Below are 25,823 nucleotides of genomic sequence, written 5' to 3'. Positions count from 1 at the left end.
GCCGCTCGCCCCGATCCACCTGACACATGATGGTCTACGATGGACATGGCGACCCGGCACCTTGGACTGATCACGGCTTATCCAGGCCTGCGATGCTTGCCCTTACGTCAGCTTTGCGCGGATCACCCTCAGGCATCAGCGCATCCGCGCGAAGATAAGCCTCCCGCGCCTTGTCCATCTCATGCAGCACGCCAAAGGCATTCGCCAGCCGCAGCCATCCGTCCACGTCGTCCGGTTCATCCTGAAGCCGGGTCGCGAGGCGATCCACCATGGACCGGATGAAAGCCGCCCTGTCGCCTTCGCTCATCTCCTGCGCGGCGGCGATATCGGCGGCACTGGGGCCGGGGGCGACCGGCGCACGCGACGCGATGGGCGCCCGGCCGAGCGTCTCCCCATACGCATTGGCCTGCGCGATATAGGTGTCCATCCAGCGCTGATACCCCGGCGTCTCGGCCAGTCGCGCGGTCAGGCGGTCATGGGCCGCCGCGACCTCCCCCGCCTGTGCGTCCGCAATCGCAAGGTAGAACACCGCCGCCGGGTTCGAGACGTCCAGCGTCAACGACCTGTCCAAAGCCGTCACCGCGTCCGGCGTGACGGTGCCGTCATTGGCCCGGATCATTGCCTCGGCCAGCATCGACCAAGTTGCCGACTCCGCGTCGTCGCGGCCAGAGGCCCTCCGGAAGGCCGTGACGGCCTCGTCGAACCGGCCCATGCGTACATAGGTCTGTCCCAGCATCATCCACCCCTTGGTCGGGCCGCCGTCGGGGTCGGCCATCAGCTTTTCGCGCAATTGTCCGGCCACCTCGGCAATCCGGCGCGTGTCAGCGCGCTCGTCAGCTCGGTCGGCAAAGGCCACCGCCGGCACATCGGGCGCACCGGCAACCGCGTAATAGCCAAAAGCCATAACAGGGACAAAGACTGCCGCAAGGAACAGCGCTCCGCGCCCACCCGACGTCGCTACGGACTGTTGGTCTGCGCGCCGCAGAACTTGCGCCATGCGGCGGCGGATTTCCTGTTTCGCAGCGTCGGCCTCGGGTGCAGAGACCAGACCGCGCGCGATGTCGCGGTCGACCTCTTCAAGCTGGTCGACAAGAACCGCTGGAACTGCGTCGGCGCGCTGGATCAGTGACGCTCCTGCCCGCCGAATTGGAAGCAGCGCGATGGTCAAACCCCCAAGCGCCATGGCGGCGAAAATACCCCAGATCATTCCGATCCCTCCTGTCCATATCGATCCATGGCCGCAGCAATGCGCGCCTCGTCTTCCGGATCGAGCGGCGCGTCTGCGCGCACGCGTCGGGCCCGGCCAATACTGAGCCCTCCGGCCAGCAGCGCCGCAGCGACCAGGACCAACGGCGCAAGCCACAGGACCGCGGTCCGGCGCGTGAACGGTGGTTTGAACAAGACGAAATCGCCAAAGCGCGCGTGGACGTAGTCGACCACCTCCACGTTGCTGTCGCCCGCGGTCAGCCGTTCTCGCACGAGCAGCCGCAAATCCCGCGCCACCCCGGCATTCGAACTGTCGATGTCCTGGTTCTGGCAGACCACGCAGCGCAGCTGCTTGGAGATCTCGCGGGCGCGCGCCTCAAGCGCCGGATCGGCCAGGATTTCGTCTGGTTCTACGGCCTGTGCGAGTATGGGCAACAGCACCAGAAGCGCCGCGATGACCACCGCCCTCATGACAGGCCGCCTTGTGCCTGCTGCAGGGCGAGCGTGAATTTAGCCACTGCGTCCTCGCCCACGATCGGCCCGACATAGCGATACAGCACCGTCCCGTCGCCGCCGACGATGAAGGTTTCCGGAACGCCGGAAATGCCCCATTCGATACCCGCCCGCCCATCAAGGTCAGAGCCGATGGCGCTGTAGGGGTTGCCCAACTCGGCCAGCCAGCGCACGGCGTCCTTGGGCTTGTCCTTGTAGTTGATGCCCATCAGGCGCACCCCGTCCCGTTCGACAAATCGCGACAAGACTGCGTGTTCGGCCTTACACGGCACGCACCACGAGGCGAAGACATTGACCACGACGGGACCGGGATTGCCCAACAGGTCCGCCGTGGCAAGGCCCGGCACGTCGAGCCCCGGCACCGGGTCCAGCGCAAAGTCCGGCACCGGATGCGTGATCAGAACCGAAGGGATGTTGTTGGGATCACGTTCCGGGTCCAGCCCCCAAAGGAAAAAGGCCCCAAGTATGGCGGCTAGCACCAGCGGCAGCCCGGCAATCAAGCGTTTCATGGTCTTTCCTACTCGGCAGGCTGGGGATGCGGACGCCGCGCCCGGCGCGGCGCTCCCACGCGCAGGCGGCGGTCCGAAAGCGACAGTGCACCGCCCAGCACCAGCATGCCCGCACCGATCCACAGAAAATTCACCAACGGTTCATAAAGAATGCGCAAAGTCCACGCGCCGCCCTCGGCTGCCGCGTCCGAGGCCGGTTCGGTGATCGAGGCGTATAGATCGCCTGCGAGGGTTGACCGGATCGCGGATTCCGTGGTCGTCGACCGGGCCACAGGATAGCTGCGCCGTTCGGGTAACAGCGTCGTCACGTAGCTGCCATTGCGCCAGACTTTCAGCCGACCCTGATCGGCAAAGTAATTCGGCCCGCGCCGCTGTTCGACACCCTCGAACAACACCTCGAACCCGGCGATCTCGACGCGGTCCCCCGGCCGGACAAAGGCGATTTCTTCGCTCTTCCAGGCGCTTGACCCGACCATTCCCAGTATGATCACCGCAAGCCCGGCATGGGCCAGCGTCATGCCATGCGCGGCCCGTGGCACTGCGCGCGCGCGACGAGCCGACTCGGTCAGCGGGGCGACGAACAGCTTGATCCGCAAGGCCCATTCCCGAAGAGTCGCCAGTAGCAGCCATAGCGCTGCCGCAACTGCCACATAGGCCAGAACAGGTGCACCGGTCTGCACATACCACAGCACCAAGGCCGCAGCCACGCACAGCAGCGCCACGAAACGCACCCGTTGCAGCACTCCGGCGATGTCCGCGCGCTTCCATGACAGGAATGGCCCGACCCCCATGAACAGCACGAGCACCAACATCATCGGCACGAAGGCCGCGTTGAAGAACGGTGGACCTACCGAGATCTTGTCGCCGGTCAGCGCCTCGAGCAGCAACGGATAGAGCGTTCCGAACAGCACCGTCCCGGTCGCCGCCGCGAGGATCAGGTTGTTGAGCAGCAGACCCGCCTCGCGGCTGACAGGCCTGAATAGGCCGCCGCCCTCCATTTCTGGGGCACGCCACGCATACAGCGCCAGCGACCCGCCGATGGACAGGCCCAGAAGCCCAAGGATGTACAGCCCGCGTTCCGGATCGACGGCAAAGGCATGGACCGAGGTCAGCAGACCCGACCGCACGATGAACGTGCCCAGCAGCGACAGCGAAAAAGTCAGGATCGCCAGCAGGATCGTCCAGCTTTTGAAGGCGTCGCGCTTTTCCGTGACGATGGCGGAATGCAGCAGCGCCGTGCCCATCAGCCACGGCATGAAGCTAACATTCTCGACCGGGTCCCAGAACCACCAGCCGCCCCAGCCCAGCTCGTAATAGGCCCACCACGATCCCAGTGCGATCCCGGCCGTCAGGCTGATCCACGCGGCCAGCGTCCACGGCCGCACCCAGCGCGCCCACGCGGCGTCGACACGCCCTTCAAGCAGGGCAGCCACCGCAAAGGAGAACACAATGGAAAAGCCGACATAGCCGAAATACAGCAGCGGCGGATGCATGGCGAGACCGATATCCTGCAACAGCGGGTTCAGGTCGTTGCCATTGGCGGGTGGCGGAAAGACCCGCTCGAACGGGTTCGAGGTGAACAGCAGGAAGCTCAGAAAACCCACGCTGATCCAGGCCTGAATCGACAAGACGCGCGCCTTCGTCTCGGCGGGGATGTTCGATCCAAACAGCGCCACGCTTGCGCCAAAGACCGCAAGGATCAGCACCCACAGCAGCAGCGAGCCCTCATGAGAACCCCATGTGCCGGCGATCTTGAACAAGATCGGTTTCAGGGAATGCGAATTCTCAACTACGTTCAGCACGGTAAAGTCGCTGACCACGAAGGAGCGCATCAACGCTGCAAAGGCCAGGCCGACAAAAACCACCTGCCCCATAGCCGAGGACTGCGCGGATTGCATCCACACCAGGTTGCCCCGCGATGCGCCCAGCATTGGCAGCACGCCCTGAACGACGGCAAGAGCCAGCGCCAATGCCAGTGAAAAATGTCCGATTTCCGGGATCATGCTCGGCCCTCCTCGGGGGTGTCGCGGTTATTTGTCCAGCGCAGCCTTGCGTTGCTGGAATTCTTCTTCGTCGATCTCGCCACGCGCATAGCGTAGGCGCAGTTCCTCGAGCGCATCCGGCACGGCTGTCCCGGTGTCGCCGCGGCCCGACAACCGCATCACGGCCAGAGCGACAGCCGCAATCACCAACCCCCAGAACAGCAGCATCCCGAACCCACCAAAGCCAAACCCGTAGCCCCCCATGCCGGTGCCTTTCATCATGCCGTCACCGGCATCGGCCACCGCATGTCCGGCTGCGGCCATCGCCACGCCCAGTGCAATCAGGATCTGTCTCATGGCGTTTCCCTTTCGGTGTTTGCCGCAAGTCCGCTCGGCAGCCGCACCCGCGCCCGCAGCCCACCTTCGGGCCGGTTCGACAGCGTGACATCGCCGCCATGCGACTGGATGATCGTTCGGGCGATCGACAGCCCCAACCCGTGCCCACCAGTTTCCAGAGAGCGCGACTCATCCAGCCGCACGAACGGGTCAAAGACCTTGTCAAGTTGGTCTGCGGGGATACCCGGTCCGTCGTCGTCGAGGGTCAGCACGACTTCGCCGCCGGTCTTTTGCCAGTCGATCCGCGCCGCCTGGCCGTAACGCAGGGCGTTCTCGATCAGGTTGCGTAGCGCGCGACGCATGGCATTGGGGCGCAGGTGCAGTTCTGTGTCGTCGGGTCCCTTCAGGGCGACCTCAGCGGGCAAGGTTTGGCACAGCCCGCCCAGGTAGTCGCGCAGGTTGACGCGTTCGGGCGGCTCCGACCCGGTCAATCCACGCGCGAATGTCAGGGTCGCCTCGACCATGCCCTGCATTTCCTTAACTGAGGTGATGATGCTGTCGCGCGTTTCGTCGTCATCGACCATTTCGGCGCGCACCCGCATCGCCGTCAAGGGCGAGCGCAGGTCATGCCCCAGCGCCGCCAGCATCCGTGTCCGGTCATTGACGAAGCGTGTCAGGCGTTCCTGCATCCGGTTGAAGGACACCGTCAGGTCGCGGACTTCCGTCGGGCCGGCGACTGGCAGTTCGGGCACGTCCTCGCCCCGCCCCAGCCGGTCCGCAGCCCGCGCCAGCCGCCGCAGCGGTCCGGTCAGCCGCGCCATGACGAACCAGACTACTACGATCAGCAGCACAGAGGCTGACAGGGCAAAGGCCAGCATGGATTCCAGCGGCCATTGGATCGGCGGGCGTTCGAACCGCGTCCCAACGTTCAGCCAGCGCCCCCCGGAAATGGCGATGGACAGGTTCATCTCGATGGCCGTAAGCTCGCCCCGCATCATCGCCATGTGCATCTCTGTCATCTCGCGCGACAGATTGGCGAGAGGCATCAGTTGCCCCTCGATCTGGTGCAGCTCGACACGGATGTCGCGACTGTAGCTGTCATCCAGCAGGGCGCGGATGCGGCTTTCGACCAGCCCGCCATCGGAATGGTCGGTGTGCTGGACCAAGGCTGTCTCAGACAGGTCGAACCGCACAAGGGGCGAATTGGCCGCCCGCAGGATCGAGGCGTGCAGATCGGGCGGCGCCTCTTCGATCAGGCGCGCCACATTGGCGGCGCGGCCCGCCGCCTCGAAGCCAAGCGCCGCGCGGATCGCGAGGCGGCGCTCGTCTGCGAACAGCAGCAAGCTGATAATCTGCGCCACGGTCAACGCCGCCACGATCAGCAGGACCAACTGCCAGCGCAGGGTCATCGCCGCTCGCAGGCTCATGCCCCGGCCTCGACATCGCAGGCAAGGCTGTAGCCGCCATTGCGCACAGTCTTGATGATGCGGGGGCGCAGCACGTCGGGTTCGATCTTGCGGCGCAGGCGGCTGATCTGGTTGTCGATGGTGCGGTCCAGCGGTCCGGCCATACGGCCCGCCGTCAGGTCCAGCAACTGATCGCGGCTCAACACCATGCGCGGACGTTCCAGAAAGACCGACAGCAGCTTGAATTCGGCACTGGTCAGCGGCGTTTCCGCGCCTGCGTCTTCGCGCAGCACCTGCCTGTCGGTGTCCAGCAGCCAGTGGGCAAAGCGCACCGTCTGACCCGCCAGTCGCCCGGCCATGGGGGCATCGCGAGAGGTCCGTCGCAGGACCGACTTGATCCGCGCAAGCAATTCGCGGGGGTTGAACGGCTTGGCCAGATAGTCGTCCGCCCCCAGTTCCAGCCCGACGATCCGGTCGGTTTCCTCGCCCAGTGCGGTCAGCAGGATGATCGGTAGATTTCCCTGCGGCGACAGGCGGCGACAGACGGACAACCCGTCCTCGCCCGGCATCATGACATCCAGCACCATCAGGTCGAACTGGCCGACCGCAAGGCACGCATCCATTTCGGCCGCATCCTTGGCCGCCGTGGCGCGCAGCCCGTTCTTTTGCAGGAACCGCGTGACGCTTTCGCGGATCTGGGCGTGATCGTCGACCACGAGGATATGCGGTTGCTGTCCCATGTGCCCCCTTCTAACGGACCGGGCGCGAGAACTTCACCGGTCGATTTGTAGCGGTTTGTATCACGCCCCGGCTTTGCGACAGATCGTTACAAAACCAGGGCTGCATGTCGCCCCGAAACGGCGTTTGACTAAGATCGGAAACGCCATACTCAACTGAAAGGAGCACAAGATGCCCCGACTGAAAAAAGCCGCCTCTGTTCTTGCCGTTCTGGCACTGACCGCAGCGCCCGCCTTCGCGGACGCAGACCACCACACCGGAAACGGCGCCGGCCCGATGGGCAGAGACATGGCCAGCCCCCAAATGAATGGGGACATGCACAAGAACATGATGCAGATGATGATGCGGATGCACGCGGGCGGCGATTTGCCGATGATGGGCATGGGGGCCTCCGCTATGGGCATGATGGACCGCGACATGATGCAGATGATGCGTCCCATGATGGGCCCGTCGGGTGACGGCATGGGGGACATGATGCGGCAAAGCATGATGTCCCATGACGGCGACGGGGATGGCAGCCTGAGCCTGGAGGAATTCGCTGACTGGCACGCACAAATGATGCGCGAGACGATGGTTGACCGGTTCCAGCATCTTGATGCCGACGGCGACGGCAAGATCACCGGCCCCGAAATGCAGGGTATTGCTGGGCGGATTGGCCCCAAGTCAGGCATGATGGATCCAACGCAGGAATAAGCCAGTTACACAGGCATGGCCCCCGCTACCGGGCCATGCCGCACTGAAAGGAGACTTGCCATGAGTTATACCCATGACCGCCTGCTGAGCGGAGTGTCGATCGACGACGCTGACATGCGGGTGCGCGCCGCCCTGTCCGAGGCCGGGTTCGGCGTGCTGACCGAAATCGACGTCAAAGCGACGATGAAGACGAAGATCGACGTCGAGATGGACGGCTACCGCATCCTTGGCGCCTGCAATCCCAAGATGGCCTATGAGGCCCTCGGGCTGGAACCACGCGTCGGCGCGATGCTGCCCTGCAACGTCATCCTGCGCGAGGTCGAGGGCGGCACCGAGGTCAGCGCCATTGATCCCGTCGCTTCGATGGCGGCGATCGACAACGACCAATTGCACGCCACCGCTGGTCAGGTGCGCGATATGCTGGTGAGGGCCGTCAATGCGGCCTGATTGCTCACGACGGTTCTTGCTGACCGGGCTGGCGGCCTTGGGCGGGGGGCTGTTGACACTGCCCGCCCGCGCGCAGGGCACGGGCGTATGGTCCGCCGATCAGGCCTATGACGCGCTGCTGAATGATGCCTCGCGGGTGATCGATATCCGCTCTCGCGAGGAATGGCAGGAAACCGGGATCGGCGCCGGGGTCTGGCCGATCAGCATGCACGAAGCCCGTTTTGCCGACCGCCTCTTTGCAGCCCGCGCCTTGGCGGAAGAGCGCACGGTCGGGCTGATTTGCGCCACCGGCGGGCGGTCGCGGTCGGTGCTGGGTGCGTTGATGCGGGCGGGCTACTCCGGCTATGTCGACATCTCCGAAGGGATGCTCGGCTCCGGTGTGGGGCCGGGCTGGATCGCTGCCGGGTTGCCGGTCGTGCCGCTGGACGCGGCGCTTGCATCCTTGCCAGAGGCGCTAGTCTGACATGTCTGTGCGGGGCGCGGATCAGCCCAAGGCGGCGCTCCGCCCCTGGGCGTGGATCGCGGCGGCGCTGCTGGGCGCGCTGGCCCTGTACTGGCTTCTGGGTGGCCAAATGCCGACAATCGAGCGGGCGCAGATCGAAACCTGGGTCGATGCCGCTGGCCCGTGGGGGCCTGTTGCCGTTGTCGGGCTGATGACCGCCGCCGTTGTCGCGAGCCCGATCCCCAGCGCCCCCATCGCGCTGGCTGCGGGCGCGGCTTATGGGCACTATGCCGGGGCGGCCTATGTCGCTATCGGGTCCGAGATTGGAGCGGTCATCGCCTTTGCCCTCGCTCGGACCCTCGGGCGTGGCACGGTCGAACGTCTACTGGGTCGCAACGCAGATCGCGGGCTGTTCGGCTCTCAGAACGCGCTGACGCTGACGGTTTTCGTCAGCCGCCTCCTGCCTTTCGTGTCGTTCGACGCGATGAGCTATGCCGCCGGGCTGAGCCGCCTGCACGCCTGGCGCTTTGCGCTGGCGACGATGGCTGGCATCCTGCCTGCCAGCTTCGTTCTGGCGCATGTGGGCAGCATCGCCATGCAGGGCGATTTCGGGTCGGCGGAATGGCTGGCCCTCGGCCTCGGGCTGGTCACGGCAGTGCCGCTGATGGTGCTGGCCTTACGCGCTCGGCCCGTCGACAAGAGGAACATGGAATGAGTTCGGATTTTCGCAAGAACAGCCTGACCCTGCTAGATGCCATCGCCATGGGCACCGGCGTGATGATCGGCGCCGGGATCCTCGCGCTGACCGGTCAGATCGCAGCTTTGGCGGGGCCGTTTTTTCCCTTTGCCTTCATCGCCGGGGCCGTCGTCACCGCCTTCAGCGCCTACACCTATGTCAAGATGTCGAACGCCTACCCCTCTGCGGGAGGGATCGGGATGATCCTGCAAAAGGCCTATGGTCCTACGACCGTCGCCGCCGGGGCCGCCCTGCTGATGGCGCTGTCGATGGTCATCAACGAAAGCCTCGTAGCGCGGACCTTTGCCACCTACCTGCTGCGCGGGCTCGACATGCCGCGAGACACATGGCTGGTGCCTGCCATTGGCGTGGGAGTGATCGTCTTTGCCTGGCTGGTCAATGTCGCGGGCAACCGGTCCGTCGGCTGGCTGTCAGTGCTGATGGCAGCGCTGAAGGTCGGCGGCATCACCGTGTTCGGAATTGCCGCGCTTTGGGCGGGCGGGGTCAGCTTCGAGGCGACCGGGGGACAGCAAGACACCGGGATCACCGGCTTTGTCGCGTCGATGGCGCTGGCGATCCTCGCCTTCAAGGGGTTCACGACCATCACCAACAGCGGAGCCGAGATCACAGACCCGCACCGCAACGTTGGCCGTGCCATCATCGTTTCCATCGCCGTCTGCACGCTGGTCTACCTTTTGGTCGCTTTTGCCGTTGGCAGCAGTCTGCCGCTGGACCGGATCGTTGCTGCGCAGGACTATGCGCTGGCCGAGGCGGCGGAACCGGCCCTTGGGCAGACGGGGTTCTACCTGACCGTTGGTCTGGCGCTTGTGGCGACGGCCTCTGGCCTGATCGCCAGCGTCTTTGCCGTGTCGCGCATGCTGGCCATGCTGACCGAGATGCGGATGATCCCGCACAGCCATTTCGGCATGCCCGGCGTCATCCGCGACCACACTCTGGTCTACACGGTTGTGATTGCCGCGCTGCTGACCATCTTCTTCGACCTCGGGCGCATCGCGTCGCTGGGGGCGTTCTTTTATTTGGTGATGGACATGCTGATCCACTGGGGGGTGTTCCGCAATCTGCGGACGCAGGTGGGCGCGCGAGGCTGGGTCTTGCTGACCGCCATCGGGCTGGACGCCGTTGTCCTGGCCGCCTTTGCCGAGATGAAATGGCAGGCCGACCCGTGGATCGTGTTGATCGCGCTTGTCGGAATGGCCGTTGTGTTTGGCTTCGAGCACGTCTTTCTGCGACGGCACCCGCCTGAAGCGCAGCACCAATACAGCGCTTGACCTTCCAGTTGCTGGAGGAGTCATGACTGATCCGGGAAAGGAATCCGAATATGTCCGACCATGCCCACCACCATGCGCATCACGCCCCGATCCCCGACGAGGCCCGCACGGCCACGGACCCGGTCTGCGGCATGACCGTCGAGATCAAGGACGACACCCGGACGCAGACCTTCGCCGACGAGATGTATCACTTCTGCTCGGAGTCGTGCGAGGACAGTTTCAAGGCCGACCCGTGGTACTACGCTTCCGGCAATGCCGACAAGGCCGGGCACCAGGCGCAACCCGGCACGCAATGGACCTGCCCCATGCACCCCGAGATCGTCCGCGACGAACCGGGCGCTTGCCCAATCTGCGGAATGGCGCTGGAGCCGGTGGTACCCGGCGACGAACCCTCCGAGGAACTGACCGACTTCACCCGCCGCATGTGGATCAGCGCCGCTGCTGCGGCGCCCCTTGTCATCCTGACGATGGGTGAACTTGTCGGCCTGCCCGTCCGCGACTGGCTCGGCCACCGCGTCGCGACCTACATCGAATTCTTGCTGGCCACGCCCATCGTCCTGTGGGCTGCGCAACCGTTCTTCAAGCGCGGGCTGGACTCGTTTCGCAACCTGTCGCCCAACATGTGGACGTTGATCTCGCTTGGGGTCGGGGCGGCCTATGTCTATTCGATCTTTGCCACCTTCCTGCCCGGCGTCTTCCCCGATGACTACCGGATGGGCGAAGGTGTCGGCACCTATTTCGAGGCCTCGGTCGTCATCGTCGCGCTGATCTTTGTCGGACAGGTGCTGGAATTGCGCGCCCGCGAGCGCACAGGCGATGCGATCCGCGCTCTGCTGGACCTTGCGCCAAAGACCGCCCGCCGCATCCTGCCCGATGGCGAGGAATACGATGCGCCGCTGGAAAACGTGGTCGCGGGCGACATGCTGCGCGTCCGTCCTGGCGACAGCATTCCGGTGGATGCCGAAGTGGTCGAGGGCCGGTCCTCGGTTGATGAAAGCATGATCACCGGCGAACCTGTGCCCATCGAAAAGACCGCAGGCGACCGCGTCACCGGCGGCACGATCAACAAGAATGGCACGCTGGCAATCCGCGCCAAGCAGGTCGGTGCCGACACCGTGCTTTCCCAGATCGTCGACATGGTCGCAAGCGCCCGCCGGTCGCGCGCGCCGATCCAAGGTCTGGCAGACCGGGTTTCGGCGGTTTTCGTGCCCACTGTGGTCGGTATCGCGACGCTGGCCTTCTTTGCGTGGCTTTTGAACGGGCCTGACCCGGCGCTGGCCTTTGCCATCACAGCTGCCGTTTCCGTGCTGATCATCGCCTGCCCTTGTGCGCTGGGGCTGGCTACGCCGATCTCGATCACCACCGCCGCCGGGCGTGGCGCGCAGGCGGGCGTGCTGATCAAGGACGCCGAGGCACTGGAGCGCATGGCCCGCGTCGATACTGTCATCGTCGACAAGACCGGCACGCTGACCATGGGCAAGCCCACCCTGACCGACGTGGTCGGCCTGTCGGGCACGAATGAGGCGGACGTGCTTGCCTATGCCGCCGCGCTGGAACGCGGGTCCGAACACCCTCTGGCCGAAGCGATCTTGAAGGGCGCGCAGGACAGGGGCGCTCCGCGCCCCGCATCGTCCCAGTTCGATGCGGTGACGGGCAAGGGCGTCACCGGGCGGGTCGAAGGCCGCGATGTGGCGCTTGGCAACCCAGCGTTGATGGCGACGCTGGGGATCGACACCTCTGCCGGGGACGCGGCCGCCGATGCGCTGCGCGCGGACGGCAAAACGGCGATGTATGTCGCCCTTGACGGAACGCTGGCCGGTCTGGTTGCCGTAGCCGACCCGATCAAGGAGACGACCGCCGACGCGATCCGCGACCTGCACGAGCTTGGCCTCCGGGTCATCATGGCGACGGGCGACAACCAGCGCACCGCCGAAGCCGTCGCGCGACAGCTCGATATTGACGAGGTCCGCGCGGGCGTATTGCCCGAGGACAAGCAAGCCCTTGTCGAGGAGTTGCGCGCGCAAGGCGCCTATATCGCGATGGCGGGCGACGGGGTGAATGACGCCCCTGCCCTTGCCGCCGCCGATGTCGGGATTGCCATGGGCACCGGCGCCGACGTGGCTGTCGAAAGCGCCGGGATCACGCTCTTGGGCGGCGATCTAACCGGCATCGTCCGCGCCCGCAAACTTGCCACTGCGACGCTACGCAACATCAAGGAAAATCTCTTCTTCGCCTTTGCCTACAACGCGGCGGGCGTGCCCATCGCGGCGGGCATACTGTACCCGTTCTTTGGGCTTCTTTTATCGCCGATGATCGCGGCTGCGGCGATGAGCCTTTCTTCCGTTTCGGTCATCGGCAATGCGTTGAGGCTGCGTCGTGTTGACCTGTGAGGCCAGGCAGATACTGCCCAGATACCGATAGAATAGGTCTGCGTTCGTCGCCTTTGAATACCGGAAATGGTGCTCATCGAAAGATTCGGCCATTTTGCAATCGCCACTCGCTTGCCTCGCTTCGGATCGAGAGTTTGAATTCATTCGTCTTCTATCGTTGTTGTCATTGAATTGCCCTCTGTTCGGTCCCAATCGAGCCATCATTGCATACGAGATGCCGCTGGTTGGGGGGCATCCACCGCGTCAGTTCATAGGCTCATACAGCACGCCCTGCACCTCGCCGTCGAACCAAGCTGGCTGGAGGTCGCCGTTATCCCATTCGTAGAGGTAGCCGACCAGCGCGCCCGAGGTCTTGGAGAGGATCCGCATGGTGGGTGTGCCGGTCAAACGCGGGGCTTGGGACATTGTACTCTCCTCTGAACTCGTGATGCAAAGCGATTGATCTGTAGCGCTGTCACATTCTTGTCGGCGTCTTAGGAGCGTTATGCTGCACCTGCAACATGCAATTTGCGGTTGATAGATGCAATGCGCGGAATTTTCCGGCAAAACGGAAAAATATCTTTTGAATTCAATGATTAACCACCTGGGCTCGTGTCGACTGCCGCGTTCCCCATTGGCGAACCTTCGCTCTGCGCCGCAGCGTCAGCCAGTTCCGAAAGAATCCTGTCGATCTCCTGCCAGACCAGCGGCTCCAGCTGGCCGCGGATCAGCGACCACTTGCTGCAGACGTCGAGCGGGTCCTCGGTGGCCATGATCGCGGTCAAGGCCTCCGCATCCACGGCTACGGTCGTGCGCATCCGCCACGAAGACGGTTTCGCAGTCCGTTCCTTCACAGGCGGCACAAACTCCTGCTTCATTTGCCAGTGCTTTGTCGCGCGTCTCAGCGCGGCACGGACGACATGGGCCGGATTGATGCCACAGGCGACGAGGTCGGCTGCGTGGCGCTCCAGGGCTGTCACCCGCACATCCACCTTCCGGGTCCGCGCGGATTGGGGATGTGCAACACGTGGCGAAGGGTCAACGACCAATGGCACCGTCTCGGCCTGACGTGCCGGTTTCCGTTGGGGCGTCATCAGCTCTGACCCCTCGCCTGCCCGCGTCGTCCCAACCCCTTCAGCATCGGGCCTCGTGACCTCCTGGCGTTGCGGTTCGACAGGCGCTGAGACCTTCAGACCTGCGGCATAGCCGGAGTCCGGGCGGGTGATTTTGGGGATCTTCTTGCGCATCGCGTCAGGCCGCCAGGACATTGTTGAGGATGTCGGTCGCTTCCTCCAGGGCCTCGACCATATGGCGGACATGGGGGCGCATCAGCGGGTTCGGGTCGGACTGCTTCTGCAGCGCGATGGCATGCAAGAGCCCCTTCTCGTCCATTTCCTTGTAGGCGTTCCGGCGCAGCATCACGGTCTCGATGAGCGGGAACATCCCGATGGCACTCTCGATCAGCGCGGCATCCGCCTTGGTGGTCTTCGGGTCGACCATGTTCAGGACGACGTGGTGCCGAGGTAGCGCGGAGGCGTCGTCGACGCGCGCCGCGAGCTGCCGGAACCAATCCACTGTCTGGCCGCCGACGTCGAAATCCGAGGTCGAGAGCATGACCGGGGTGACGATGTGATCGGCGAGCACCGCGATCTCGTCGGACCATTCGGCCCCTACCCCGGCGGTGTCGATGAAGATGAAATCCGCCGAGCCGTCCAGGTAGACCTGCTCGATCATCCGGTCGACGTCGCCGACGCTCCCGGCGACCGATGAGCGCAGCTGTGGGGAGCCGTACCCTGCCCCTTCGGCGCGCGCGTGCCAGGACGACAGCACACCGGTGCTGTCGGTATCGATGAGCATCACCCGGCGCCCGGCTGCGACGGCGGCGCTGATCAGGGCGCGGGAGAGCGTGGTCTTGCCACTCCCCCCCTTCCGGGCCATCGCGGCGATCACCACGAGGTTGCCGTTGGGCATCTGGGCATCTCCAGCAAAAATAGTGAAACGTCTCAAAACGATTGTCGCGTCGGTATCCCGATCAATTGAGGACGTCAAGCATTGCGCGGGCTGCGCGAGACATAGGGCAGTCGGCGTGACGCACTCTCCGGGGCGCCGATCGCACGCGGCAGCCGACACGGGACGCGGTCCGTGCAGCAGGGTGCGTAGCGCGCTCGGCGTGTGATGCGGGGCACTGGACATGAGACGGGTGCCAGACGCCGGACCGCATCCCGCAGAAGACGGCACGCAGAAGACGGGAAACGGGCCGCGGAACGCGGAAGACGTGGCGCGAAGCGCATCTCGCGGGCTGCAGAAGGCAGCACGCGGGATGCACTCCGCAGAAGACGTCAAATCGCCCTTGCAGTGCGATTTTATACATTGAGTACAAGCCCTTATGGCCGACTCCACTTGCGTTGGGAGCCGGCGGGCTTGTACGAAGTTGGCAAGAAATAGGAACGTATACTTCATATGCCCAAAGCCCGACGCCTGACCGACGAGGAGCGCTCGAAGATCGTCCGAGAGCGGGCGAAGGGCGTTCCTGTGAGCGATCTCGCTGTGCGCTTTGGGGTGAGCCCGAAGACGATTTACAACGTCCTCAGCCACGGCCGTTCGGTGAAGTCGGCCAACGGAAGCCGGTCTCGCGTTCTGACGATGCGGGTGTCAGAGGCCGACCTGCGCCGGTTCGACGCGGCGCTGTTGCGGCGCGGGATCGCGCACCGCTCGGATGCCATGCGCCGCCTGATGCTGGCGGCCGAAGGTGTCTTCGTGCCCGACGACGAGATGTGCGACGAGTTGCGCAGCCTCGGCGCCGCGCTCAACCGGGTCGGCAACAACGTGAACCAGATCGCGCGGCGTCTGAACGAGGCCAAGGTGCGGGGCGAGAGACTGTCCTACCCGGCCTCAAGTCACCGTGACGTCCGCGCCCTTGCAGGTCTGGTCTTCGATCTGGCCGACCAGGTCCAGGAGATGTCGCGTGCGCGGCGCAGCGTGCTGGACCTTGAGATCAGCTCTGCCCTGGCGGGCCTCGCCGAGAGGGATGAGAATGGCGCGGAGTGACCGGGTCCGTGGCATCGACCCGGCGCTCTTTGACCGCGGCTGGAGCCGAGTTTCGGGATCCTGGCAGGGGCATTCCAAGGGCGCGCAGATGGTTCGGGCTGCGCGCGGCTATTCGCCAGCGATCTTCAAGGCTATCTCGAAAGGGGGCTGCCACACCGGGGCGCAGCTACGGGCGCAGCTCACCTATCTCACGACAAAGTCGACCCATATCCTCGACAGTCGCGGCACCCATGACGGGAAGAAGCAGCTCTCGGAAGCCGAGATCAACCGAGTGGCGCGGCGGTTCGAGAACCAGTGGAGCGAGCGCTACAGCCCCAAGCTTGGCCATACGTCGCATCTGCTGATGGCATTCCCGGTTGGCACCAGGGGTGAGGAGGTGCGCGATATCACCCAGGCGGTCTGCGAGAGGTTCTTTCAAGGTGAGGGGTCGCAATTCGACTATGTTGCTGCAATACACCAAGATCGCGCGCATCCACATGCGCATATCGTTCTGAACCGCCGCAGCAAGGATGGCGAAATGTTCTTTCTCGGGAAGGATCATCACTTCAACTACGACGCCTTTCGCGAGGCGATGGTCGAGGCGGCCCGGGTTCATGGGATCCGGCTTGAGGCGACGCGTCGTCTGGATCGCGGCGTCACGACCTACGCCGCCGAGACCTCCGAAATCTACAAGGCCCGCGACGAAGGTCGTCCCCCAGTCGAGCGCCAGAGAACCGGTGCTGACCTGGCGGCCGCTCTGGAAACCGTCAGGCATAACGCGTTGATCTACCGCGGGCTCGCGGCGGAGGCGTCACGCTCGAATTTTGAAGACGTGGCCGAGGCGCTCGAGAGGGCCAGCACCATCCTTGCCAGTGGCGGTCAGATTCAATCTGACGGAGCCATCTATATGTCCCAAGTTGAGCCAGCATTCGACACGCTGATCACCGAGTTTTCTCAGAACATTCGCCAGATCGAGGCGGCGATCGACAGGGCGCCGGCGGCCGAGAGGCCGGTGATCGAGCGCAAGCTGACCGACGTTCTGGCCTCGGTCGCGCATTTGAACCCGCTCGGGGATCGCTCCGCCGCCCTGATCGATGCCCCGTCCCGGGACGGCATCTATGCAAGGCCGAACTTAAGTGAAGATCACCTCACGCGTCTTGACGATGGAGAGGTGGCATCAAAGCTGGCCGAGGCGTTGCAAGGCACGAGCATCGATGCCGAGGCTGTGGCCGCGCGCCTGCGGGAAGGGGCAGGCAATGCCGCACTGGAACGCCAGTGGCTGGCACAGGATCTGCAGCGGATTGCCAAAGCAAGCGACCTCGATCTGGAGAAATCTGCGGACCGGGAAGAAGCGCTCGACCGGCTGGAAGCCGTGCATGTTCGGTTGGGCGATGTTCTGACTGACGTGCGCGTCCTGCGCGCGCCTACCGAGGTCGACGAGGTGGATGACGCTGAGGAAGTGCTCGGTGAGCGGTTGGCGGCACCAGGGGGTGATCTCGCGCAAGACGGGTCCGACATCTTTGCCCCATCGGAGCGGCAGGCGTTCAGGGCGCTGGTGGCGCAGTTCCGCCGGACGGATTTCGATCATCCGTTCTCCGACGACCCGTCTGTAAGGCGGGCCGGCGCCGTGGAGGTTGAAGAGGCCCGCGTCGCGTTCGACGCCTATGCGCAGAGATCTCCGCAACATGCCGAATTGGCCTCGATGGCTTGGGAACAGATGACTGACAGTCGAATGCCGCCGCAATATGCGGTATCGGAGCAGGACCGCACGCTTCATGCTGGCGACATGGACCTCGCCTTGCGGGATCCTTCGGATCATCTCGGTCCAATCACCGAAGAGCTCCGCACCCTCGCCCGCTATCGCACGGAGATGCCGGATGACGAGTTCGGGCAGGCCGTCCAAGACGAAATCAATCACCTTCGTTCGCTCGGCGCGTCGCGTGCCTATATCAGCGAGCGCAGCCTCATCATCGAGGACAAAGCGCGAGAAGACTACGCAGAGCGCCGGTATCTGGAAGAGACCGCCCCAACCGTCATGGCCTTTGTGCGGAACAACGACGTCGGGGGCCCGCTCTCCGAGTCAGAGCAACAGGACATCGTCCGGCAGGTCGACGAGCGACTAAGCCCCGACGCAATCGACGCGCTGCGGGCCGGCAACGCAGAAGTCCTCGACAAGTTCACTGAGGATTCGCTGCGGCAGCTGGAGCTCGCCAGGACCTATCTCCAGAGCAGCGAGGTCACTGCGCATGGCCCGGCGATGGAGCGCGTTCTCGATGCATTGGCCGAAGAGCAGATCGAGGCGCAGCGGGCGCGCCACGCCGCGACCCATGGCGAGAAGGGGATCACCCATGGATAAAGGCAAGATTGCCCTCGGTGTGTTGAGCCTCGTGCTGGTCGGCCTCGCCATGGGCTATGTTGTGGCGACTGGGTTTGTCATGTTCAGGTACGGGCTCTCCCCCACGCGTTTCGACGTCACCCTGCTTGCCCGCGAATATCGGGGTCTGTCTCAGTCTGCACCGAAAGACTTCCTCTGGATGAACCTCATCCTTGGCGGCTTCGGCCTGGCATCGCTGATGCTGAGCGTCACGCTTCTGGGGGATGCATTGACCCGCTTCGGGACGACGCATTGGCAGACTCGCATCGAGATGAAGAGGAACGGTTTCTTTGCCAAGCCCGGCGGCGGCTTCCTTCTGGGCAAGCTCGGCTCCCCGAAGTCCAAGCGCCCGTTCCTAGTCTCAAAAACCTTCCCCCACGCGCTGATCGTGGCGCCTACAGGCCGGGGCAAGGGCGTGGGGTTCGTGATCCCGAACCTGCTGACCTATAAGGGCTCCGCCGTGGTGCTCGACGTGAAAGGCGAGAACTTCCGCGAGACCTCGCGCTTCCGCGCCAGCATGGGGGACAAGGTTTTCCGCTTCGCGCCGACCGACTGGGACCGACCGACACATCGCTATAATCCGCTGGCGCGCATTGCTGCCATGACCAACCCCGACCGGCAGCAGATGGAGCTTAAACTCACCGCGAAGCTCTTCCTGCAGACCGACAATGAAAAGCTGAGCGGGCTTTTGGCCGGGGGTATCGACCTCTTCGTGGCGGCCGGCCTTCTGGCCTTCGAGCGCGGCGTGCCGACCATCGGCGAGATCTATCGCATCACAGCCTCGGGGGGCGACAAGCAGAAGGAGTATCTGAAGCGCTCGCAGGAGGTGAAGAACACCTCGGCCAAGCTGATCTTCGAGCGTATGGCATCGACCAACAACGACACCCTCACTTCCTACCTCTCCCTCCTGATGACATCGGGTCTCGACACTTGGGACAACCGCGCGATTGACGCGGCCACCGCGACCTCTGACTTCTCATTCCGGGATATCCGCCGCCGCCCACATGCGATCTATCTTGTGGTCGAATCCGAGATGATCCGCCCGCTGGCTCCGCTGATCCGTCTCTTTTTCTCGGACCTGATTGCCTCGCTGCAGGCACAGGAACCCGGCGATGACGAGCCTTGGCCCGTGATGATCATGCTCGACGAGTTTGACCGGCTCGGTAAAATGCCAATCGTCGCCGAAAGCATAAAAACGCTGCGCTCCTTCGGCGGCAACCTCGCCATCGTGACCCAGACGATCCCTGCGCTGGACGAGATCTATGGTGAGAACACCCGCAGGTCGCTTCAAGGCGGCGCGGGCGTGAAACTCTACCTGACCCCGTCCGAACAGAAGACCATCGAGGAGCTGAGCCAAGCTGTCGGCAAGACCACCAAGCGCGTGGTGACCCGCTCCCGCGCTGTTGGACGCAATCCGTTCGAAGGACGCAGCGTCTCGGAGCGAACCGAGGATACCCCGCTCCTGACCGAAGATGAGGCCCGACGCATGGACCTCGACGAGGTCATTCTTGTGATCGACGCGCAGATGCCGATCCGGGCTCGGCGGATCAAATACTTCGAAGACCCCGCGCTGAAGGTGCTGCATGCGGGTCAATCGGGAAGCTTCCCGTATCCGGACGAGGACGGCCTGCGGCGGGATCGGCAGATGACGGAGACACGCGAGACGGTGGAGAAGCTGAAGCTGGAACTGCAGGAGGTGAGGGCGGCAAGTGCCACGCGGGACGAGGGCCCGAACACGCCGGAGCTTTCGAGCGGAGTTTCTCAGCCAAGTTCCGGCCCGCTTCCGAAGGCACGCGGCCGTTCGGCACGGGCTGCTGCGGGTCGTGGGGGCCAGGGCAAGCTTGCTCTTGATGTCAAAGGACTGGGCATCAAGACCGCAGACCAGACGGCATTGGCCTCAGCCGTACAGACAACGCGCGCAATCATTTCGGAGCACGGCTAGGTGCTGGCACAGCGAGCAGTCGGCTCAAGAAAAACAACAACCGTTGACCAAGCATTTGGACATTCCGCGTCACACAGCGCCGGATAATCTGAGGCCGCCAAGCCGGCCTTTCAAAGCTCCGCTGACACTATCGACAATTGCTGGCGGGAATCCGTTTGGCAGGGCTTTCGCCGCGATCTCGAGGGCTTCAAGCGCGCGTGCCGCGACCTCTTTGATCACGGCCAGCGCACTCTTCTGAGACAGGCCTGCGCGCATGGCGGTTTGTGCGAAATGTCGGCCATGGATCTGGTCAAATCGGTAATGTCGGCTGTTTCCAACCGACATCGCCATCTTCATCTGTTTGCGTTCTATCTGGCGCGCATCGAGCGCCCCTTGCGCGGTGACTATGTCGTAAAGCGGGGTCATGCGGTAGCTGCCGCCGGGGCCGAGGTACACGCTGAAATTCTTTGCATGGGCATCCTTCGCGCCCATCAGCCAGAAGACAAGCTGGGCTTTGAGAAAGGTTTCCTGATCGTCGATTGCCGTGTCGCTACCCTTGAGCAGGTTCAGGACATCGACCATCCCCGGACCGCCGTCGTTCTGGTATTTCAGCGTCGGCGGGACGGACAGCGCCTGACAGCAATCTTCCTGTGGCAGACGCAGCAAGCGGCCATCCTTTGTCCAGCGGCGGTCAAAGCGTTCGATGACCAAGGCCTTTGTTTTGCCGAAGATCTCGATCCGGGCGGTGTTCACCGGCAGGCCGAAGGCTTCAGTGAGTTTCAGGCAAAAGAATTCGTTCTCGACACTGTCCGACAGGTCTATGCCGCCCGGCAGTTTGCCAATCTGCGTCTTGATTGCGCATTCCACGGAAGATGGGCATCTGTTCCACGGCATCGTGGGCAGCCATTCCACGCCTCGGGCAGTCTGGCCGACTGGTGCATGGAGTCAGGCTCGACCCGTCGGGTCAAGCGGTTTCATTTCGGCGGCGCGCTTGCGCATGCTTTCTCCGGCGAGGGGCAGACGGTGGGCATTGTGGACGAGCCGGTCCAGAATGGCGTCGGCCAGAGTCGGGTCGCCGATGGCATCGTGCCAGTGTTCGACCGGGAGCTGACTGGTGACGATCGTGGAGCCACGACCGTGCCGGTCCTCCAGGATCTCCAGCAGGTCCCTTCGCTCCGGCGATGTCAGGATGGCAAGGCCCCAGTCATCGAGAATGAGCAGGTCGGTTCTGGCGAGCGCCTTGAGCATCCGGGCGTGTCGGCCATCGCCTCGTGCGATGGCGAGGGCCTCGAAGAGACGCCCCACCCGATGGTAGACGACGGCTCGACCGTCGCGGCAGGCCTTATGACCAAGTGCGCAGGCGATCCAACTCTTGCCGAGGCCGGTCGGGCCAGTGATGAGCAGGTTCTCGTGGCGCGCGATCCACGCACCCTCGATCAGGTGAGCCATGACGGCGCGGTCGATGCCGCGCGGGGTGCGCAGGTCGAGATCCTCGACACAGGCGGCCTGGCGCAGGGCGGCGAACTTGAGGCGGGCGGTCAGTCGCTTTGCGTCTCGTTCGGCTGCCTCCCGGTCGACCAAAAGGCCCAGCCGATCTTCGAAGCCAAGGCTGTCGAAGGTGGCCGGGGCGTGTCGCTGCTCGTCCAGCGCATTGGCCATGCCGGTGAAGCCGAGGGCGATCAGGCGCTCGGAAGTGGGATGGATCAGCAAGATGGGATCTCCTTTCAATGGTAATAGCCTTGTCCGCGGATGTTCGAATGTTGGAGAGGAAGTTGCTCGGGGTCTTCTTCGAGGAAGGCAGTGTCGAGCCCGTTCTTCAGGATCGATCTGATGGAAGCGACGGAGCGGGCCCGAATGGATAGTCCGCGTCGGCAGGCGGCATCGAGGCGGGTGGGCTCATAGCTCCTGGCCAGCGCAAGAATGCCAAGGCAACTTCGAAAGCCCTGCTCGGGATGAGGCCGGTCGGCCATCACAGCCTCGCAAAATGCCGCCACTGACGGACCAAGCTTTTCGGCCTGCACCAATACGCGGGCGGGCGTCCATTCCGCGTGGCGACGGTGGGACGAGGGCATGTGCTCCGGGACCGTAACGTGGCTGCGTCGGCCGGGGCAGCGCGGGTGACTGGCAACCCGTTGCCCTTTATGGAGGATTTCGACGACCGCTCCGCAGATGCGGACATCGACCTCCTGCCGGATCAGCCCGAACGGCACGGAATACCAGGAGCCGTCGACCTCGACGTGATAGTCGGGCGCGACGCGGGCGCGTTTTGCAGCGGGCGAACGCGTAAGGCGCCCGCGGCAGCGGCTGAAGGTTCGGCCGGTCGATCGTGGCGAAGAGGTCGGCACGGCTGGCGCCGTAGCCGCGCATGACGCGCACGTTCAATTCGTCCAGCAACCGCCGGATCGCGGCGTTCAGATCGGCCAGTGAGAAGAAGCGCAGGTTGCGCAGCCGCGCCAGAATCCAGCGCTGCGCGACCTGCACGGCGACTTCCACCTTCGCCTTGTCGCGGGGCTTGTAGGGACGCGCTGGCAGGATCGCCGTGCCATAGTGGCTGGCCATCTCGGCATAGGTCCGGTTCAGGCCAGGATCGAACCGATCCGCCTTGAACACCGCTGACTTCAGGTTGTCCGGCACCACGACCTTCGGCACGCCGCCGAGGAACGTGAACATCCGGACATGCGCGCAGATCCAATCCTCGAGGCTCTCGGACCCCACGGCCTCGGCGTAGGTGTAGTTCGACGCCCCCATCGCCGCGACGAACAGCTTCATGGCCCGGACTTCCCCGGTTGAAGGGTCGATCACGTCAATCGTGTCACCCGCAAAGTCGACGAAGACCTTTTCACCGCCGACATGCGTTTGGCGCATCGTCGGTCGCACCCGGCCCTTCCAGGCCTCGTAATGCTCACAGAACCAAGCGTAACCGAAGCCGAGGGGATGAGAGGCGCGATACTCTTCCCAGAGAAGGGCGCGCGTGACGCCGGGCCGCCGCAGTTCCCGGTCCACGAGGGACCAGTCCGGCACGGGACGCTCCCCGTCCGCCACTGAGGGTGCTGCCGGAAACAACAGCAACTCGAGGTCGTCGTCCGACAGCACGCCGGGAAGTGGCCAGCTCAACCCAGCCGCGCGCGCGCGGCCGAGATAGGCCCCGACCGTTCCCTTCCCCAGACCAAGCGAGGCGGCGATCGCCCTCTCGCTCATCCCCTGAGCATACTTCAACCGTAGCACATCGCGTATCCGGCGCATCGACAGTCGTCCCGTTGGCATCTCGGCCCCCTCGTTCAAAAACGAAGGTCACCGTAGCTTCAGACTGTCGGCCAAAGCCGCCCACAATCGCGTGGAACGGCTGCCCATCATCCCGTGGAATCGCTGCCCACGATCAGCTGGAACGCGCGCCCGTCATCCTGTGGAACACGCAGTCTTGATCAGATGCGTTGTCGGCGTCGTGCCATGCGGCTTGATCCATCGACCTTCATGCCACAGCAACGCTGTCTTTTCCTGCGCGCCTGCGATGGAAATCCGGAAAGAATCGTCAGTGGACAGGCCAAGTGGAGCCTGGCTCAATCCGTTCAGAAGCTTTTCAATGGCGGCCGCATCGACAGGTTCACCCACGATCTTGCCGGTCGCGGCAGGGACATCCTCATCCCCTTGGATGAACTGGAGCGCCCCAACGCAGTCGTGACCGATCTTGGTCAGCAGGCTATAGGCATCGATCCCACGTGCACCGACCTTCTCGGCAACAAGGCGTCGGAGTTGGTCCGAGTCGGGCAGCAGGTTCTCGAAAACAGCCATGACCGGCTCGCCGCGATAGGGCGTCTCGCGCAGGGGCAACGACAGGGAGACCGGCATGGCGTGCTGCCAACCCAGCCAGTCCTCTTCGTATGAAAAACCGATGGCGCCGCTTGCCTCGCGGCTCAAGGTGCCGACGCGGCGGTTGTTCATATAGACGCGCAATGGCGCATAGGCCGGACGCCGCCCCATCAGAATATCTCTTCGATGTCGCCGGCATCGCCTTTGGAGCGCTCGCCGATCCGAAACTCCAGATCGAGGGCGGACAGGACGGCGAGGATGGAGTCTAGCTTTGCGGGTTTTTCTCCGCGCTCTATGGTGGAGATCGTCGCCTGCCGCAGGCCCGCTCGTTCGGCGAGTTGCTTCTGTGTCCAGTTGCGCCTCTTGCGGATGCGTTGGATGAGGGTGCCGATTTGTCTTGGTGTCCGTGCCAGATCGCTCATTCCACAAGAATACGCCAAGGCGTATAAAAGTTCAATATGCGCTTTAGCGTATCAATCGAATTTACACGCTTTGCCGTATAGTGTCGTTTTATACGCCAGGGCGCGTCAAGGAGCGAAGTTCGTAGCCGACGCCGCGGTGTTCTTCCACCACGGTCATGTCTTGCTCAACCTGCGCGCCCTGTCAGCAACCCGCGAGATCATCGCCCCACTTGTTCGGACGGTTGCGACTGTTTCTGCAGGCGCTTGCAAGATCCCTCGCCCAATTGCCTCTCCTGTCGTCAACGCGCCGATCCGTGCACGTCCTTTGACCCCTGCCGTGTTCGCCATCCCCCTGGCAACCGCCGCCGCACCGCCGAACACATTCGGCCCGGCCATCAGCGTGAAATTCCCAGACAGCCCGCGCACGATCAGCGGCGTCGCCGCAACGAACCCCTTTGCCATGAACACCATCACAAAAAACGGGACGAGCGAGCCAATATTGGTCGCGGAGCCCGGATCGCCGAGTTGCGCCAGGAGCGCGTTGGCCATGCCGACCACGGTCGAGAACATCGCGGCGATGACGACGGGGTAGAAGGCATAGCTGACGGTGGTCGAGACCCAGCGGTGGAAGAAATCCTTCGTCGCCTCGAACAGTGAGAGCGCGATCATGACCGGGGCGAGGCCGAGCATCAGGGTTAGCATCATCTTGGCGAAGATCAGGACGATGCCGGTCATGAAGCCGAGGAGGCTCAGCAGCACGAGGCCGATGCCGCCGAGGATTGCCCCTGTCATCCAGTTCAGGTTGCTGCCGATGGCGTTCAGATATTGGCTGAACTTCTCGATCAGGAAGTCAAATTCAGAAGCAAAATAGGTGGCCCCTGCCCCACCGCCCCCAACGGACGAGATCAGTGCGCCCGCGACGTAATCCAAGCCTCCAATCACCGCATTGGCGACCGCATTGAACTGGACCCAGTTGAAGGCGAAAAGCCCGACCAACATCAACTTCATGAGATACCAGAAGAAGCTCGCGCCATCCATGCTGCGGTACTGGAAGGCCATGTTTATGAATAGGCCGATGGCCGAAAGGGTGACCATCAGCAGGACGATCGTGCCGATATTGCCTGCGACCGCCCCGAACTGGGACTCCGCGGCATCGGCGAGGAAGGCATCTGCCGTTCCGACCATCCAGCTGACGACTCCCATTACCAGTTGCCTTGTTCTCGGCAGATCTGTCGTACGCTGACTTCCAGCGACTTGCGTGTCTCGACCCACTCAAGCCGTAGTGCGGTGTGATCTGGTTGTGGCAGTGCGTCGAACCGTTCTTGGTACTCTTTGTCAGCACCATCCCATTCCGGGAAACGTACCTCGCAGGAACAGTCTCCAGTTTCTGCGATCCGCGCCCAAGCCCGCAACTCGTAGAGGTCCATCATTGTCAACGCCTTGTAGGCTTCACGCGGATGCAACTCATCCATCCAGACGGGGCGCGCGGGACGGTCATTGCAGATGCGGAACTGCTGCGGCGCCATGTCGACAGTCAGGTCGGTCGACACGTCGGGCGCGCCCTCGGCCAACGCCGGACCGGCGCCAAGAACGACAAGAAGGACAATGTTGGAAAGGCGCATGGCGT

At 63.8% G+C, this 25,823-nt stretch carries 25 protein-coding genes and 1 pseudogene; 9 read left to right on the top strand and 17 right to left on the bottom strand.

Going from position 1 to position 25,823, the window contains the following annotated elements; genetic code table 11:
- Window positions 1–70 precede the first annotated feature (70 nt).
- The 7 genes from ccmI to RBB42_RS19895 are packed head-to-tail and all read right to left on the bottom strand — an operon-like array spanning window position 71 to window position 6,692.
- Window positions 71–1,207 (bottom strand): c-type cytochrome biogenesis protein CcmI, encoded by a 1,137-nt coding sequence (gene ccmI / locus RBB42_RS19925; protein ID WP_306043811.1) that lies wholly within the window; start codon window positions 1,205–1,207, stop codon window positions 71–73.
- On the bottom strand, window positions 1,204–1,677 hold the full coding sequence (locus RBB42_RS19920; protein WP_306043810.1) for a cytochrome c-type biogenesis protein: 474 nt from the start codon (window positions 1,675–1,677) through the stop codon (window positions 1,204–1,206). Before RBB42_RS19920 ends, ccmI begins: the two co-directional genes overlap by 4 nt.
- Complete coding sequence (locus RBB42_RS19915; protein ID WP_306043809.1) at window positions 1,674–2,228, bottom strand: DsbE family thiol:disulfide interchange protein; 555 nt, start codon at window positions 2,226–2,228, stop codon at window positions 1,674–1,676. Before RBB42_RS19915 ends, RBB42_RS19920 begins: the two co-directional genes overlap by 4 nt.
- Before the next feature lie 8 nt (window positions 2,229–2,236).
- Window positions 2,237–4,231 carry a heme lyase CcmF/NrfE family subunit gene (locus RBB42_RS19910; protein WP_306043808.1) on the bottom strand — a complete coding sequence of 665 codons (1,995 nt, stop codon included), beginning with the start codon at window positions 4,229–4,231 and terminating at the stop codon, window positions 2,237–2,239.
- A gap of 27 nt (window positions 4,232–4,258) precedes the next feature.
- Window positions 4,259–4,567: an SHOCT domain-containing protein gene (locus RBB42_RS19905; protein ID WP_306043807.1), complete on the bottom strand. Its 309-nt coding sequence runs from the start codon at window positions 4,565–4,567 to the stop codon at window positions 4,259–4,261.
- Window positions 4,564–5,973: an ATP-binding protein gene (locus RBB42_RS19900; RefSeq protein WP_306043806.1), complete on the bottom strand. Its 1,410-nt coding sequence runs from the start codon at window positions 5,971–5,973 to the stop codon at window positions 4,564–4,566. The genes RBB42_RS19905 and RBB42_RS19900 overlap by 4 nt, the downstream gene beginning before the upstream one ends.
- A complete protein-coding gene (locus tag RBB42_RS19895) occupies window positions 5,970–6,692 on the bottom strand; it encodes a response regulator (RefSeq protein WP_306043805.1) in 723 nt (240 codons plus the stop codon). Before RBB42_RS19895 ends, RBB42_RS19900 begins: the two co-directional genes overlap by 4 nt.
- 169 nt (window positions 6,693–6,861) lie before the next feature.
- Between RBB42_RS19895 and RBB42_RS19890 the strand changes: the two genes are divergently transcribed.
- The 6 genes from RBB42_RS19890 to RBB42_RS19865 are packed head-to-tail and all read left to right on the top strand — an operon-like array spanning window position 6,862 to window position 12,687.
- On the top strand, window positions 6,862–7,383 hold the full coding sequence (locus RBB42_RS19890; protein ID WP_306043804.1) for a calcium-binding protein: 522 nt from the start codon (window positions 6,862–6,864) through the stop codon (window positions 7,381–7,383).
- A gap of 60 nt (window positions 7,384–7,443) precedes the next feature.
- Window positions 7,444–7,830, top strand: a complete 387-nt coding sequence (locus tag RBB42_RS19885; protein WP_306043803.1) for a DUF302 domain-containing protein — start codon at window positions 7,444–7,446, stop codon at window positions 7,828–7,830.
- Window positions 7,831–7,882: 52 nt separating this feature from the next.
- A complete protein-coding gene (locus RBB42_RS19880) occupies window positions 7,883–8,293 on the top strand; it encodes a rhodanese-like domain-containing protein (protein ID WP_306043802.1) in 411 nt (136 codons plus the stop codon).
- A gap of 1 nt (window position 8,294) precedes the next feature.
- Window positions 8,295–8,987: a TVP38/TMEM64 family protein gene (locus RBB42_RS19875; RefSeq protein ID WP_306043801.1), complete on the top strand. Its 693-nt coding sequence runs from the start codon at window positions 8,295–8,297 to the stop codon at window positions 8,985–8,987.
- Window positions 8,984–10,297, top strand: coding sequence for an APC family permease (locus tag RBB42_RS19870; protein WP_306043800.1), 1,314 nt, complete (start codon window positions 8,984–8,986; stop codon window positions 10,295–10,297). The genes RBB42_RS19875 and RBB42_RS19870 overlap by 4 nt, the downstream gene beginning before the upstream one ends.
- Before the next feature lie 50 nt (window positions 10,298–10,347).
- The gene (locus RBB42_RS19865) at window positions 10,348–12,687 is read left to right on the top strand and encodes a heavy metal translocating P-type ATPase (protein ID WP_306043799.1); all 2,340 of its coding nucleotides are present in this window, start codon (window positions 10,348–10,350) and stop codon (window positions 12,685–12,687) included.
- A gap of 243 nt (window positions 12,688–12,930) precedes the next feature.
- On the opposite strand, the gene RBB42_RS19860 is transcribed toward RBB42_RS19865, so the two are convergent.
- From RBB42_RS19860 to RBB42_RS19850, 3 genes are all read right to left on the bottom strand, one after another.
- On the bottom strand, window positions 12,931–13,092 hold the full coding sequence (locus RBB42_RS19860) for a hypothetical protein (RefSeq protein WP_157733638.1): 162 nt from the start codon (window positions 13,090–13,092) through the stop codon (window positions 12,931–12,933).
- Between the two features lie 170 nt (window positions 13,093–13,262).
- A complete protein-coding gene (locus tag RBB42_RS19855) occupies window positions 13,263–13,913 on the bottom strand; it encodes a hypothetical protein (RefSeq protein ID WP_306043798.1) in 651 nt (216 codons plus the stop codon).
- A 4-nt stretch (window positions 13,914–13,917) separates the two neighbouring features.
- Window positions 13,918–14,637 (bottom strand): ParA family protein, encoded by a 720-nt coding sequence (locus tag RBB42_RS19850; RefSeq protein ID WP_306043797.1) that lies wholly within the window; start codon window positions 14,635–14,637, stop codon window positions 13,918–13,920.
- Window positions 14,638–15,126: 489 nt separating this feature from the next.
- Here RBB42_RS19850 and RBB42_RS19845 point away from each other — a divergent pair, with 489 nt between their 5' ends.
- The 3 genes from RBB42_RS19845 to RBB42_RS19835 are packed head-to-tail and all read left to right on the top strand — an operon-like array spanning window position 15,127 to window position 20,009.
- Complete coding sequence (locus RBB42_RS19845; protein WP_306043796.1) at window positions 15,127–15,714, top strand: helix-turn-helix domain-containing protein; 588 nt, start codon at window positions 15,127–15,129, stop codon at window positions 15,712–15,714.
- The gene (locus RBB42_RS19840; RefSeq protein ID WP_306043795.1) at window positions 15,701–18,049 is read left to right on the top strand and encodes a relaxase/mobilization nuclease domain-containing protein; all 2,349 of its coding nucleotides are present in this window, start codon (window positions 15,701–15,703) and stop codon (window positions 18,047–18,049) included. Before RBB42_RS19845 ends, RBB42_RS19840 begins: the two co-directional genes overlap by 14 nt.
- The gene (locus RBB42_RS19835) at window positions 18,042–20,009 is read left to right on the top strand and encodes a type IV secretory system conjugative DNA transfer family protein (RefSeq protein WP_306043794.1); all 1,968 of its coding nucleotides are present in this window, start codon (window positions 18,042–18,044) and stop codon (window positions 20,007–20,009) included. Before RBB42_RS19840 ends, RBB42_RS19835 begins: the two co-directional genes overlap by 8 nt.
- Window positions 20,010–20,078: 69 nt before the next feature.
- On the opposite strand, the gene RBB42_RS19830 is transcribed toward RBB42_RS19835, so the two are convergent.
- The 7 genes and pseudogenes from RBB42_RS19830 to RBB42_RS19800 form a co-directional block, all read right to left on the bottom strand.
- Complete coding sequence (locus RBB42_RS19830; protein WP_306043793.1) at window positions 20,079–20,855, bottom strand: HipA domain-containing protein; 777 nt, start codon at window positions 20,853–20,855, stop codon at window positions 20,079–20,081.
- Window positions 20,856–20,933: 78 nt separating this feature from the next.
- Window positions 20,934–21,698 carry an IS21-like element helper ATPase IstB gene (gene istB, locus RBB42_RS19825; protein WP_306043792.1) on the bottom strand — a complete coding sequence of 255 codons (765 nt, stop codon included), beginning with the start codon at window positions 21,696–21,698 and terminating at the stop codon, window positions 20,934–20,936.
- Between the two features lie 14 nt (window positions 21,699–21,712).
- A pseudogene (gene istA / locus RBB42_RS19820) lies at window positions 21,713–23,252 on the bottom strand (IS21 family transposase).
- A 132-nt stretch (window positions 23,253–23,384) separates the two neighbouring features.
- Window positions 23,385–23,966 (bottom strand): HipA N-terminal domain-containing protein, encoded by a 582-nt coding sequence (locus RBB42_RS19815; RefSeq protein WP_306043791.1) that lies wholly within the window; start codon window positions 23,964–23,966, stop codon window positions 23,385–23,387.
- The gene (locus RBB42_RS19810; RefSeq protein ID WP_306043790.1) at window positions 23,966–24,217 is read right to left on the bottom strand and encodes a helix-turn-helix domain-containing protein; all 252 of its coding nucleotides are present in this window, start codon (window positions 24,215–24,217) and stop codon (window positions 23,966–23,968) included. The genes RBB42_RS19815 and RBB42_RS19810 overlap by 1 nt, the downstream gene beginning before the upstream one ends.
- Window positions 24,218–24,370: 153 nt before the next feature.
- Window positions 24,371–25,399 (bottom strand): TrbL/VirB6 family protein, encoded by a 1,029-nt coding sequence (locus tag RBB42_RS19805; protein ID WP_306043789.1) that lies wholly within the window; start codon window positions 25,397–25,399, stop codon window positions 24,371–24,373.
- Window positions 25,399–25,818 (bottom strand): hypothetical protein, encoded by a 420-nt coding sequence (locus tag RBB42_RS19800; RefSeq protein ID WP_306043788.1) that lies wholly within the window; start codon window positions 25,816–25,818, stop codon window positions 25,399–25,401. The genes RBB42_RS19805 and RBB42_RS19800 overlap by 1 nt, the downstream gene beginning before the upstream one ends.
- Window positions 25,819–25,823 lie beyond the last annotated feature (5 nt).

Source organism: Mameliella sp. MMSF_3455 (assembly GCF_030733205.1).
Taxonomy (GTDB): Bacteria; Pseudomonadota; Alphaproteobacteria; order Rhodobacterales; family Rhodobacteraceae; genus Antarctobacter.
The sequence above is the reverse complement of the archived record's forward strand: the minus strand, read 5'-3'. Positions and strand labels throughout refer to the sequence as shown.

Bases quoted from the DNA above. Each gene is read 5' to 3' on its own strand.
- ccmI (WP_306043811.1), bottom strand. From the start codon at position 1,207: ATGATCTGGGGTATTTTCGCCGCCATGGCGCTTGGGGGTTTGACCATC.
- RBB42_RS19920 (WP_306043810.1), bottom strand. From the start codon at position 1,677: ATGAGGGCGGTGGTCATCGCGGCGCTTCTGGTGCTGTTGCCCATACTC.
- RBB42_RS19915 (WP_306043809.1), bottom strand. From the start codon at position 2,228: ATGAAACGCTTGATTGCCGGGCTGCCGCTGGTGCTAGCCGCCATACTT.
- RBB42_RS19910 (WP_306043808.1), bottom strand. From the start codon at position 4,231: ATGATCCCGGAAATCGGACATTTTTCACTGGCATTGGCGCTGGCTCTT.
- RBB42_RS19905 (WP_306043807.1), bottom strand. From the start codon at position 4,567: ATGAGACAGATCCTGATTGCACTGGGCGTGGCGATGGCCGCAGCCGGA.
- RBB42_RS19900 (WP_306043806.1), bottom strand. From the start codon at position 5,973: ATGAGCCTGCGAGCGGCGATGACCCTGCGCTGGCAGTTGGTCCTGCTG.
- RBB42_RS19895 (WP_306043805.1), bottom strand. From the start codon at position 6,692: ATGGGACAGCAACCGCATATCCTCGTGGTCGACGATCACGCCCAGATC.
- RBB42_RS19890 (WP_306043804.1), top strand. From the start codon at position 6,862: ATGCCCCGACTGAAAAAAGCCGCCTCTGTTCTTGCCGTTCTGGCACTG.
- RBB42_RS19885 (WP_306043803.1), top strand. From the start codon at position 7,444: ATGAGTTATACCCATGACCGCCTGCTGAGCGGAGTGTCGATCGACGAC.
- RBB42_RS19875 (WP_306043801.1), top strand. From the start codon at position 8,295: ATGTCTGTGCGGGGCGCGGATCAGCCCAAGGCGGCGCTCCGCCCCTGG.
- RBB42_RS19870 (WP_306043800.1), top strand. From the start codon at position 8,984: ATGAGTTCGGATTTTCGCAAGAACAGCCTGACCCTGCTAGATGCCATC.
- RBB42_RS19865 (WP_306043799.1), top strand. From the start codon at position 10,348: ATGTCCGACCATGCCCACCACCATGCGCATCACGCCCCGATCCCCGAC.
- RBB42_RS19860 (WP_157733638.1), bottom strand. From the start codon at position 13,092: ATGTCCCAAGCCCCGCGTTTGACCGGCACACCCACCATGCGGATCCTC.
- RBB42_RS19855 (WP_306043798.1), bottom strand. From the start codon at position 13,913: ATGCGCAAGAAGATCCCCAAAATCACCCGCCCGGACTCCGGCTATGCC.
- RBB42_RS19850 (WP_306043797.1), bottom strand. From the start codon at position 14,637: ATGCCCAACGGCAACCTCGTGGTGATCGCCGCGATGGCCCGGAAGGGG.
- RBB42_RS19845 (WP_306043796.1), top strand. From the start codon at position 15,127: ATGCCCAAAGCCCGACGCCTGACCGACGAGGAGCGCTCGAAGATCGTC.
- RBB42_RS19840 (WP_306043795.1), top strand. From the start codon at position 15,701: ATGGCGCGGAGTGACCGGGTCCGTGGCATCGACCCGGCGCTCTTTGAC.
- RBB42_RS19835 (WP_306043794.1), top strand. From the start codon at position 18,042: ATGGATAAAGGCAAGATTGCCCTCGGTGTGTTGAGCCTCGTGCTGGTC.
- RBB42_RS19815 (WP_306043791.1), bottom strand. From the start codon at position 23,966: ATGGGGCGGCGTCCGGCCTATGCGCCATTGCGCGTCTATATGAACAAC.
- RBB42_RS19810 (WP_306043790.1), bottom strand. From the start codon at position 24,217: ATGAGCGATCTGGCACGGACACCAAGACAAATCGGCACCCTCATCCAA.
- RBB42_RS19805 (WP_306043789.1), bottom strand. From the start codon at position 25,399: ATGGGAGTCGTCAGCTGGATGGTCGGAACGGCAGATGCCTTCCTCGCC.
- RBB42_RS19800 (WP_306043788.1), bottom strand. From the start codon at position 25,818: ATGCGCCTTTCCAACATTGTCCTTCTTGTCGTTCTTGGCGCCGGTCCG.